This window comes from Confluentibacter citreus (assembly GCF_002807055.1).
In the GTDB taxonomy this organism is placed as follows: Bacteria; Bacteroidota; Bacteroidia; order Flavobacteriales; family Flavobacteriaceae; genus Confluentibacter; species Confluentibacter citreus.
Map to the genome: position 1 here is coordinate 107,199 of NZ_NIXN01000002.1, position 11,387 is coordinate 118,585.

At 35.8% G+C, this 11,387-nt stretch carries 12 protein-coding genes; 8 read left to right on the plus strand and 4 right to left on the minus strand.

From position 1 onward, the window contains the following. Positions 1–73: 73 nt before the first annotated feature. The 7 genes from CDH49_RS06195 (at position 74) to rhuM (ending at position 5,816) form a co-directional block, all read left to right on the plus strand. The gene (locus CDH49_RS06195; protein WP_100614584.1) at positions 74–1,162 is read left to right on the plus strand and encodes a heparan-alpha-glucosaminide N-acetyltransferase domain-containing protein; all 1,089 of its coding nucleotides are present in this window, start codon (positions 74–76) and stop codon (positions 1,160–1,162) included. Positions 1,163–1,253: 91 nt separating this feature from the next. Next, positions 1,254–1,616 carry a hypothetical protein gene (locus CDH49_RS06200; protein ID WP_239970595.1) on the plus strand — a complete coding sequence of 121 codons (363 nt, stop codon included), beginning with the start codon at positions 1,254–1,256 and terminating at the stop codon, positions 1,614–1,616. 186 nt (positions 1,617–1,802) lie between these two features. Further along, complete coding sequence (locus CDH49_RS06205) at positions 1,803–2,663, plus strand: HAEPLYID family protein (RefSeq protein ID WP_100614585.1); 861 nt, start codon at positions 1,803–1,805, stop codon at positions 2,661–2,663. Positions 2,664–2,803: 140 nt separating this feature from the next. Next, the gene (locus CDH49_RS06210) at positions 2,804–3,232 is read left to right on the plus strand and encodes an META domain-containing protein (protein WP_239970597.1); all 429 of its coding nucleotides are present in this window, start codon (positions 2,804–2,806) and stop codon (positions 3,230–3,232) included. A 10-nt stretch (positions 3,233–3,242) separates the two neighbouring features. Then, on the plus strand, positions 3,243–3,701 hold the full coding sequence (locus tag CDH49_RS06215; RefSeq protein ID WP_157805278.1) for a hypothetical protein: 459 nt from the start codon (positions 3,243–3,245) through the stop codon (positions 3,699–3,701). A gap of 213 nt (positions 3,702–3,914) precedes the next feature. Beyond that, a complete protein-coding gene (locus CDH49_RS06220) occupies positions 3,915–4,823 on the plus strand; it encodes an NADP-dependent oxidoreductase (RefSeq protein WP_100614588.1) in 909 nt (302 codons plus the stop codon). A 21-nt stretch (positions 4,824–4,844) separates the two neighbouring features. Continuing rightward, positions 4,845–5,816 (plus strand): virulence protein RhuM/Fic/DOC family protein, encoded by a 972-nt coding sequence (gene rhuM / locus CDH49_RS06225; RefSeq protein ID WP_100614589.1) that lies wholly within the window; start codon positions 4,845–4,847, stop codon positions 5,814–5,816. Between the two features lie 27 nt (positions 5,817–5,843). Here rhuM and CDH49_RS06230 read toward each other — a convergent pair whose 3' ends face one another. The 4 genes from CDH49_RS06230 to CDH49_RS06245 all read right to left on the minus strand — a co-directional run bounded on the left by CDH49_RS06230 (position 5,844) and on the right by CDH49_RS06245 (position 10,237). After that, positions 5,844–7,127, minus strand: a complete 1,284-nt coding sequence (locus CDH49_RS06230; RefSeq protein ID WP_100614590.1) for an MgtC/SapB family protein — start codon at positions 7,125–7,127, stop codon at positions 5,844–5,846. A gap of 91 nt (positions 7,128–7,218) precedes the next feature. Beyond that, complete coding sequence (locus CDH49_RS06235) at positions 7,219–8,166, minus strand: phosphoribosylaminoimidazolesuccinocarboxamide synthase (RefSeq protein ID WP_100614591.1); 948 nt, start codon at positions 8,164–8,166, stop codon at positions 7,219–7,221. 282 nt (positions 8,167–8,448) lie between these two features. Next, positions 8,449–8,961, minus strand: a complete 513-nt coding sequence (locus tag CDH49_RS06240) for a hypothetical protein (RefSeq protein ID WP_100614592.1) — start codon at positions 8,959–8,961, stop codon at positions 8,449–8,451. A gap of 322 nt (positions 8,962–9,283) precedes the next feature. After that, complete coding sequence (locus CDH49_RS06245; protein WP_100614904.1) at positions 9,284–10,237, minus strand: PhoH family protein; 954 nt, start codon at positions 10,235–10,237, stop codon at positions 9,284–9,286. Between the two features lie 242 nt (positions 10,238–10,479). Here CDH49_RS06245 and CDH49_RS06250 point away from each other — a divergent pair, with 242 nt between their 5' ends. Next, a complete protein-coding gene (locus tag CDH49_RS06250; protein WP_100614593.1) occupies positions 10,480–11,367 on the plus strand; it encodes an SAM hydrolase/SAM-dependent halogenase family protein in 888 nt (295 codons plus the stop codon). Positions 11,368–11,387: the final 20 nt, after the last annotated feature.

The window sequence follows — 11,387 nt, forward strand, 5'->3', positions numbered from 1 at the left end:
CAGTAAATTATAATTTTGCTACAAATAATTTTTAAAACTATCTTTATACCAGTAAAACTATAACCGAAACCTATTGCATTCCAGCCGTCTTTATTTTATTGATGCCGTAAGAGCTTTTGCCATATTAATGATGCTACAAGGGCATTTTATTGATACGCTTTTAGACCCCATTTATAGAGACACTACTAATGTGCTTTTTAATATTTGGTCGTATTTTAGAGGTGTAACCGCTCCTACTTTTTTCACTATTTCGGGACTTGTTTTTATGTATCTATTGTTAAAGGCCAAAGAAAAAGGCAGTGATAAAGCGCGAATCCGTAAAGGTCTTTACAGAGGTTTGTTGCTTTTGTTCATTGGATATACATTGCGTGTTGATTTTTATGGATGGTTTCAAGGACGTTTTTATACTTACTTTTTGGTTATAGATGTTTTGCAGTGCATAGGTTTATCCCTCATTCTCATGGTAGGTCTGTATTATGTTTTTAAGGCAAATACCTATATTTTATCAGTTGTTTTGGTCATTATCGGTTGCGTTATTTTTGTAACAGAACCTTTATACAGAACGATATTATTGCCTGATACTCCCTTAATTCTTGCAAACTACATTACTAAAGAAAACGGCTCTGTATTTACCATTATACCTTGGTTTGGCTATACAGCTTTTGGTGCTTTTTTTGCAACAGTTTTTTTTAGACATGTACATAGACGTGCCTTTAAGGCCTTAACCATTTTTACGTTTTTTGTAGTTGGGCTTTTACTTATATTCTCATCATCGTGGTTGCTTCATAAATTAGGGAGGTTTACGGGTGAAACGCTTTTTGATGCTGCTGCAGATTATAACTATCTGTTCTCTCGTTTAGGCGATGTGCTTGTTCTTTTTGGTTTATTTTATGCCTTTGAACATTTCTTTAAGCGATCCATCATCACAAGAATTGGCGAAAAAACATTGTCCATTTACACCTTTCACTTCATTATTATTTTTGGAAGTTATACAGGCATCGGTCTTAAGCATTTTTACTACAAAGCTTTAGATCCCTATCAAGCTGTGCTTGGAGCCTTGGCTTTTATTCTTGTGGTGGTCGTTATTTCATTTTATTATGCCAAAACCAATACGTTTCTTTATAATCTATTCTTAAAAGTAGTTGATAGGATTAAACAATAACCTTATAAACTGTGTTTTTTATAATTTCATTAAAACAGTTATATTATAAAAGCATTATTTTTGCGACATGTTTCATCATATAAGACATAGCATGGTCGTTAGATTCCTTTGGGGATTTATGGGATTGTACTTTCTTAATATTAGTGTTGATACTGTTGATGTTTACCCAAATTACATCCCTGAAGACTTATCATTCAATGATCAAGAAAGTATTGTGGAAATTATTGTGGAACAAGTACTAGGTTTTGAAAATGCCATTGAAGAACATGATGACCCCGATACCGAAGACCATACAAAAAAAAGCAATTTTAAAATAGATTTTATTCCCTTAAACGCTTCAGAGGGAAAGCCTAGAGAATCTATTACAACTTCTCTAAAACAAGTATGCTATCATCCAGATAGCCATTTGTCTATTGGTCATCATCAGCTTAACAATCCACCACCCGAAGTTTGATTTACTAGTTTGTCTAAAATACAGAAGCTGTCTAAAAAGTAACCTTTAATGTCAGTTTGAGCTCTGTCGAAAACCTTATTAATCAAATTATCAATGCATTTCGACTGAGCTCAATGTGACAATTTATTTCTAAATAGACCTTTTAGAAAGCTTCCTAACTATTAATTCAAAAAAATAAACCTACAAATGAATTTTAAAAATAAATGGGTGTTAATGCTATTATTGACACCAGTAACCTATGCGTTTGCTCAAGATAGCGACATAACAAAAGATAGTTTATATATCCAAGAAGTTGAAAGTTCAAAAGAACCTGTTAAAGTATTACATGCCGAACCTTTGTATATAGACCTGATTAGGGATTTAGGTGCCAGAAAAGGCGAAAAGGAATGGAACCTAGGTTTTGGATTAACGGACAACCAAACATTCGATTCGTATGAGGCCCTTATTGAATACGAATGGGCGCCTGCCGATCGATTGGGTTTGGAAGTGGAATTGCCATTTACATTTTATTCGCCAATTAATGGCACACCAAGGACTGCCATTCCATCCAATCAATTAAACAGTATAAAAATTGCTGCCCAATGGTCGTTTTTTGTCAACGAAAAAATGGCTACATCTATGGCAATTGGCTATATTAATGAGTTTGAATTGTCCAGTTTCAGGGACTTTGGAAAACCCTTAATTACAGGGAATGTATACAATCCGTTTTTGGTAGTTGCCAAACGATGGGGTAACAATTTTCATTCGCTCATTTACACAGGCCCTATGATAGAACAAAATTTTTTAACAAATTCCTTCCATACGACGTATGATATTAATAGCAATATCCATTACATGATTCCGGGCACAAGAAATTTTATCGGTATTGAGTTTAATAAAACCTTGGATGAAGGCGACTTTGATATGACCATGCGGCCACAAATGCGCGTGGGAATTGCAGATAATCTGCTGGTAGGTATTGTAACAGGCATACCCGTGGCAAGAGAAAACGAACGTTTTAGTACGTTTTTAAGGCTTATTTGGGAACCTTCACATCACAAACATTAATTTAAAAAGACCTTGCCACCAAGCAGGGTCTTATTTTTTTGTTAATAAATAGGTGGGCAAATTATTCTACATGGCTCGTCTACTTTTTAATATTTAAAAACTAAATTAGCTGTACCCAATAATCCTTCAAATCAAAGCATATGAAACAGCTAAAAATCAGTTCCCTTTTAATTATAATGGTATGCTTAAGTGCTTGCCAATCGACCAAAACAACGACTGATGCATTATACAATACTTCTTGGGAGTTAGATTATATTTCAGGAATACGAATTGCATTCAGCGGATTGTACCCAGATAGAAAACCGCAAATTAGCTTTAATAAAACTACCAATAATGTAGAAGGCAGCGCAAGCTGTAACGGCTATCGAGCGGAATATAACCTAGATGGCAACAACATCTCTTTTGGCGACCCCGGCCCAACCACCATGATGTATTGTGGCGAAGGTGAACAAACGTTTTTAAGCACTATGAAAAAAATAAATAAATATGGTTTTGATGAAGAAGGTAAATTAATTTTAATGCTCGACGATGTTACGATGATGAGATTTAAAAAAGTAAATGAAAACTAAAATCATAAAAATGAAAAAGTCAATCATTCTTTTCGCCCTAATCCTTGCTTTTATAAATTGTAAAAACAAATCGGAAACCAATGAAACCAGCGAACCCGTGAAAAGTAACATGTCTTCTGGATTGTTGGAAGTAGGTTGTTATTCATACAATGGCAATAACAGTTCCATAACCTTTGAAATAACTAAAATAAACACCACCATTACAGGAAACCTGAATTACCATTTAGCCGAAAAAGATGCGAATATGGGCACGTTTGAAGGTCTTTTAATAGATGATATCATTTTGGGCGATTATACCTTTGAGTCGGAAGGTGTTAGCAGCAGACGTGAAGTCATTTTTAAGATTACTAACGGTCAACTTTTCGAAGGCTATGGCGAGATGGACGACGAAGGCATTTGTTTTGCCAATACAGATCATGTGACGTTTACCTCTACCATGCCATTAACAAAAACAGATTGCACTAAATAAACCCAGTTTTAAATTTCGAACTTTTATCATTTGTCAGTTCGAGTGAAATTCTTTTTCAGAATTTTGTATCGAGAACAATTACATAATAAATTTGATTCTTGATACTAATTTCATACATAAAATAATGTATGAAAATCACTCGACACGAGGCAAAGCCGAATTGAGCGAAGTTAATTGACAAATTTTTAAAACACATAACAATTAAGAAAACACATGAAAGCCATACGAATACACGAAAAAGGAGCAATAGATAACGTCAAGATTGAAGACCTTCCAAAGCCAGACATTCAATCAAATCAGGTTTTAATAAAAGTAAAAGCCTGTGGCATCAATCCCGTGGATTGGAAAAGTACCGTTTATGGGTATTTTGAAATGCCTTATACCATAGGTACCGATATCTCTGGTACGATTGAAGCTATTGGAACTGACGTGACCGATTTTAAAGTGGGCGATAACGTGATTGGTTCTTTGGAATGGGCAAAACAAGGTGCCTGTGCCGAATATGTGGCTACCGAAATTAAATTTCTGGCTTTAAAACCAAAAAATCTAAGTTTTGAAGAAGCCGCAGCCGTACCCTTGGCAGCATTAACGGCATGGCAGGGCTTGTTCGATAAATTACATGTACAAACAGGTCAGAAGGTATTAATTCAAGCAGCCGCTGGGGGTGTTGGATTATTTGCGGTGCAATTCGCTAAATGGAAAGGCGCACAGGTTGTGGGGATTGCCTCGGCAAAGAATGAAGCCTTCTTAAAATCTGTTGGGGTGGATTCCATCATTGATTATAAAACGGCGGACTTCTCTAAAATTACCCCCGACTTTGATGCCGTGTTCGATAGTATGGCGAGTTCAGAACACACCATTCCCCTACTTAAAAAAGGCGGTAAATATGTCACTATAACCGCGAAACCTTCCGAAGATTTGGTGCAAAAGCATGATGTTACGGCAACTCATTTTCTATTCCATTCCAATGCCGAACAGTTAAAAACCATTGTGAACTTAATTGAACAAAACCATGTTAAGGTATTTATAGACAAACAATTTAAACTCACCGAAGCCAAAGACGCTTTAAAATACCAGCATGAAGGACGTTCTAGGGGGAAGAATGTGTTGGTGGTTAGTTAATAAAAATTTCATTTAAAAGTTATGAACGAAGAAAATCAAATATTAATATATCAGGCAAAAGATGGTAGAAGTCAATTGCAAATTACAATGCAAGCTGATACTATTTGGTTATCTCAATTTCAAATGGCAACTCTTTTTGATAAAGATATACGAACCATTAATGAGCATATTCAAAACATTTACAACACTGGCGAATTAAGTATGGATGCAACTATCCGGAAATTCCGGATAGTTCGTCAAGAAGGTAACCGTATGGTAAATAGAAATATAGACCACTATAACTTAGATATGATTATCTCTGTTGGGTATCGTGTTAATTCTAAACAAGGTACACAATTTAGAATATGGGCAAATAGCATTTTAAAAGAATATTTAGTTAAAGGTTACGCCATTAATGAAAATCGTTTAGCCCAAAAAGAACAAGAATTGGTGGTGCTTAGAAATGGCCTTCAAATTTTAAGTAGAGCCATTGAAGAAAAAACAGCAGACAACCAATGGCTCACTACTTTTGCCAAAGGTTTGAGCCTATTAGACGATTACGACCATGAGCAATTAGACACCAAAGGTTTAACAAAAAGAGACGCTATTTATCCAAGTTTAGACGATTATAAAAAACTCATTAACCAAATGCTCAAGGAATTTGATTCCTCTGTGTTTGGAAAAGAAAAAGACCAAAGCTTTCAAAGTTCGATAGCTCAAATAGAAAAAGGGTTTGATGCTACCGATTTTTACGAATCATTAGAAGAAAAAGCAACCATGTTGTTATATTTAATAGTAAAAAACCATTCATTTGTAGATGGTAATAAACGCATTGCTGCTGCCTGTTTTCTAAAGTTTTTACAACAAAATAACTTGTTGTTTAACCAAGAACTGCAACCCATTATTAGTAACAATACGTTAGCCAGTTTAACCCTTTTAATTGCCGCTAGCAAACCAGAAGAAATGGAAACTGTAAAACGATTGGTTATAAGTGTATTGAATCGAAATAAATAAATAGATTATCTCAACTCAAACATCCTCTTAATTATTCCCCAATTCAACATTCCCAAAACTCCACGCTTCTGGCCACCACCAAACAATCAATAACCCAATAATAATAGACATTAAAAACGCACCAATAACGTATTTTCCTAGTTGTTTGGTGCCTAAAAACGCCGCCATACCTGCTTTAAAAGCTAAGTTGGATAATGAAGCAATCAAGATGAGTTTCCAAGCTAGGTGAACATCCAATTCTCCGCTATTAAGGGAATGGGATAAGGATAGGGTAATGGCATCTACATCGGTTAATCCACTTATTATAGAGACGATATATAAACCACTTTCACCAAAAAAATCTTTTGCAACGGCTACTGCTAATAAAATAATGGCATATAGGCCTCCAAAAACCAAAGCCGTTTTAAGTTGGGCAGGATTTTCTGGTTCTGGAAGTTCTTCCATCTCTTTTGTTTGATTGTGCCAATATAAAAGTCCACAAAGAATAACCATAAACACCAGCTCTACAATAATAGGTGGCGCAATCACTCCTAAATTTTTAGGGGTTACTATGGCTACTTCTACCAACACCCTAACCAAAGCAACCGCAGATGCCGTTAAAATAATAAAGGCTGCCAAACGCGCCGTTTTGGGAGCATTTACAACACGTCGTGCAAACGTAACCGTGGTTGCCGTACTGGAAACTAGTCCGCCCAAAATACCATTAAGAACCGTTCCTGCATTTTTACCAACTGCTTTATAGATAAAATAACCACCTAAGCCTAAGCCTACAATAAGAATGACCATCATCCAAATCTCCCGTGGATTAAAGACATCATAAGGACCATAATTTTCATCAGGTAGGATGGGCAAAATGACCAATGAAAGTGCTGCAAATTGCATAATGGCTGCCACTTCTTTCTTTTGCAGCCTGCCCACCCATTCACCAAGTGTATTTTTTAAGTGTAACAATACTGCTGTGACGGCACCTAACGCCACGGCGACTTTCAAATCACCAAAAACCAAATAGGTTCCCAGTCCATACATCAGCAACATAGCCACTTCAGTTGTTTGCCCAATACTGGGTGCATCCGCTTTTTGCTTAAAAAAATTAACAATAGCAAGGAGTATTCCCAGAGTTATGAGTCCGGTGGCAATAATAATATCCGATTGGAAATGTTGGGCTATTAATCCGGTAACACTACCTAATAAGGTTACCAAACTAAACGTGCGGATGCCTGCCATTTTATGGTCGTCATACTCCCGTTGAAGTCCGACAAGAAGCCCTAAGCCTAAAGAAGTTCCTAAGATTTTAAATATCTCATAATCCATAACCAATAAAATTAGAAATTTCTTTTGAAACGAAAAAAATTTTAATGAATAGGATTAAAAATAATGTAGAGAACAATAACCTTTATAAAGATTATTGTTTTAGATACGCCAACACATTCGCTTCAATACGTGCTTGTATGTTGCTTACATCGGCTTTTACAAACGTGTCGCCAGTAATATTCTCATACAGTTCTATATAGCGATCGCTAACGGTAGTAATATATTCGTCGCTCATAACTGGCACGGTCTGCCCTTTCAGCCCTTGAAAGTTATTGGCAATAAGCCATTGGCGCACAAACTCTTTACTTAATTGTTTTTGGGGTTCGTCTTTGGCTTGTAGGGCTTCATAACCATCCGCATAAAAATAGCGAGACGAATCGGGTGTGTGTATTTCATCAATCAACACAATTTTGCCTTCTTTGGTTTTTCCAAATTCGTATTTGGTATCCACTAAAATAAGGCCTCGGCTTGCTGCGATTTCGCTACCACGTTGAAACAATTTTCGGGTATAATCTTCCAACACCACATAATCGGCTTCGCTTACAATACCACGTTTTAAAATATCTTCTCGGGAAATATCCTCATCGTGGTCGCCCATTTGGGCTTTGGTTGCTGGTGTAATGATAGGCTGTGGAAATTTATCGTTTTCTTTCATGCCTTCAGGCATCGCTACGCCACAAAGTGAGCGTTTGCCAACTTTATACTCGCGTGCCGCGTGACCACTCATATACCCACGAATCACCATTTCTACCTTAAACGGTTCACATAAGTGCCCGACGGCTACATTGGGGTCTGGCGTTGCCATGAGCCAATTTGGCACCAAATCTTCTGTGGCTTTCATCATTTTGGTGGCAATCTGGTTTAGGATTTGCCCCTTATACGGAATGCCTTTGGGCATCACCACATCGAACGCGGATAATCTATCGGTAGCCACCATAACTAACACATCGCCATTGATGTTATAAACCTCTCTAACTTTGCCTTTATAAACACTTTTTTGTCCTGGAAAATTGAAATTTGTAGTGGTAATCGTGTTCATATAATTAGCGGTTTTATGTGATATGCAAATGTAATTTGTTTCATAATGCCAAACAAAAAAAGGAGAAATAAACTTTCTCCTTTTCTAATTCAAATATGTATTTTAAATGAAATTTGTTAGTTTGTTTTTATAGAATAACTAACGAAAGTTCTCGATATAAAATATCTCATTCCTCTATATTTTACTTGAACTGACAGGCAGACTAAAATTAATATCCTAACCTTAAATATCCGTTCGAGTAATTCGCCCGAAGAGAATTGTATCAAGAAGTCTTATTTAAATTTAATTAAATCTAATATTGTATGTTACACCAACACCAACCGTTTGCAAATCAACATCGTTTTCTGCAAAGGTATTTTGGTAAAACGCATACAAATTCCAATCTCTGTTATGGTAACCAATTTGAGGGTTAACATACAATCCACCAGAGTTGTTATCAACATTCGTTAAAAAACCATACCCTAAATCGGCTCCTAAAAATAAGCCTTCAGGTGCAAAATAATAACGTGCAAATCCAGCTAAAGGAATGATACCAAAATCATCAAAACCATCTTTACCAAAAAAATGGGTATAACCAGAAGCTACACCAATGCCGAAATTTGGATTGAACAAGTATTGCCCTCTTAGGTCTAAACCTAAATTAAATGATGCAAAATCGCTAGCATCACCTACTGGAATACCAGCGGTTACTCCTGCTTTAAACCATGAGTTGTCTGGCGTAATGTTTATCTCAGTTTCTTGAGCAAAAATTGGACTAAATCCTAATAATCCGATAATAAAAAATAATTTTTTCATGTTGTTTTCTTAATATTTTATAGTGCAAATCTAGATGATTTATAGCTACCCTTTTTACATTATTTTTGTTAAAGTTTATAGAATTTTAAGAGACATCATGGTATAAAACCCCTAATCATTTGACTGCCTGATAAAAGCATGCACTAAATAAAAAAGCCAGTTAGATTAATAACTGGCTTTTTAATGCTATTCGTCATTACAAGGAATGCAAAATCGAAATAATCTGTAAGTTTTTACATTAAATTTAAGAGATTGCTTCGTCCTATGTCCTCAAAATGACGGTTCATTTTATGGATTAATGTTTTACAGGAATGAAAAACGACTACTCCACGTTTTCAATATGCTTATAAGCATCAATAATCTTTTTAACCAATCGGTGACGAAGCACATCTTTATCATCTAAAAAGATCATACCCACGCCTTCCACATTTTTTAAAATCAATAAAGCTTCCTTCAACCCCGAAATGGTACGTCTTGGTAAATCGATTTGCCCTGGGTCGCCCGTCAATAAAAACTTTGCATTTTTTCCCATACGGGTCAAAAACATCTTCATTTGGTTATGGGTCGTGTTTTGTCCTTCATCCAAAATCACAAACGCATTATCTAAGGTGCGTCCACGCATAAACGCCAAAGGTGCAATTTGTATGGTACCATTTTCAATATAAAGTGCCAATTTTTCAGCAGGAATCATATCCCTTAAGGCATCATATAAGGGTTGCATGTATGGGTCTAGTTTTTCCTTTAAATCACCTGGTAAAAAGCCTAAATTCTCCCCTGCTTCCACCGCTGGCCTTGTTAAGATAATACGCTTGACCTCTTTATTTTTTAGTGCCTGAACCGCTAGCGCAACACCCGTATAGGTTTTACCTGTACCAGCTGGGCCAATAGCGAAAACCATGTCATTAGTACGCATAAGCTCAACCATTTTACGCTGATTGGCTGTTTCCGCTTTTATAAGTTTCCCTCCTACACCATGCACCAAAACCTCGCCACTTTTTTGCGATGTTGTATAATCATCACTGGTTTGGCTTGTTAAAACACGCTCAATAACATTTTCGTCAAGCTTGTTATATTTTGTGAAATGTTTGATGAGCATATTGACACGACGATCAAATTCTTCCAGTAATTCATCATCGCCAAATGCTTTGACTTTATTACCTCGTGCTACAATTTTAAGTTTAGGAAAATACTTTTTAAGAAGTTCAATATTGATGTTTTCTGGTCCAAAAAACTCTTTTGGAGTGATTTCTTCAAGTTCAATAACAATTTCGTTCAAGGGCGGTTCTTTTTGTTTTATTTTCAACTAAGATTAACGAAAATAATGTTTACTCAGATGAAATGATTTATTATTTATTCAGTATTTTTTATTTTGTTAAATAAGACTTTATGACCTTTATTTTTCGTTCGAATTATAAAAACCAAAACGAAAATTTATGTAGGTTTGTAAAACAATCTCGTAAAACTCAAAAATACTAATTTTGAGTAACCAAACGTTAAAAACATATCAACAATTTGCCGATGGCGATTATCACATTAACTTCCGATTTTGGTGAAAAAGATCACTTTGTAGGTGCTATAAAAGGCGCTATCTATTGTGAACTCCCCGATGTGAAAATTGTTGATATCTCACACTTTGTATCGCCTTTCAACATTCCGCAGGCCGCTTACATCATTCAGAATGCCTATAAAAGTTTTCCTAAAGGAAGTGTTCATATTATTGGGGTGGATTCTGAGTTAAATCCCGAAAACAAGCACCTTGCCGTACAACTGGACGAGCATTATTTTATTTGTGCCGATAATGGTATTATGAGCATGCTGTGCAGTGAGATTGCGCCTGAAAAAATTGTTGAAATTAATATCCATGATAAAATTCTAGATAGTTTCCCAGGGTTGGATGTGTTTGTAAAAGTGGCTTGCCATATTGCAAGAGGTGGTACGTTGGAGGTTATTGGAAAAACCATTGATACCATAAAACCTACAAAGAGTCTTGTGCCGTTTATAAATGAAGATAAAACCCAAATTATTGGTAGTATCATTTATATTGACAATTATGGAAACGTTGTAACCAATATAAAACAAGGCTTTTTTGAAACCATTCAAAAAGGACGTGATTTTGAAATTTCGGCGAGAAATAATAAATTTAAAACGGTTTATTCAAAATACAGTGATGTAGTTAATTTTGATATTCCAGAAGATAAACGCCATGATGAAGGCCGAGGTTTGGTGGTATTTAATTCGGGTGGTTATTTAGAAATTGCTGTTTATAGAAGCAACCCAAACACCGTAGGTACAGCCTCTAGTTTAATGGGCTTGGATTTAATGGACACCGTAAGTGTTAATTTTACCGCAACACCCTTAGTGACTAAAGTCAAAGAACCTGTTGCTAAACTGCAAGAATATAAATAATGAAGACACTTTTAACTTTT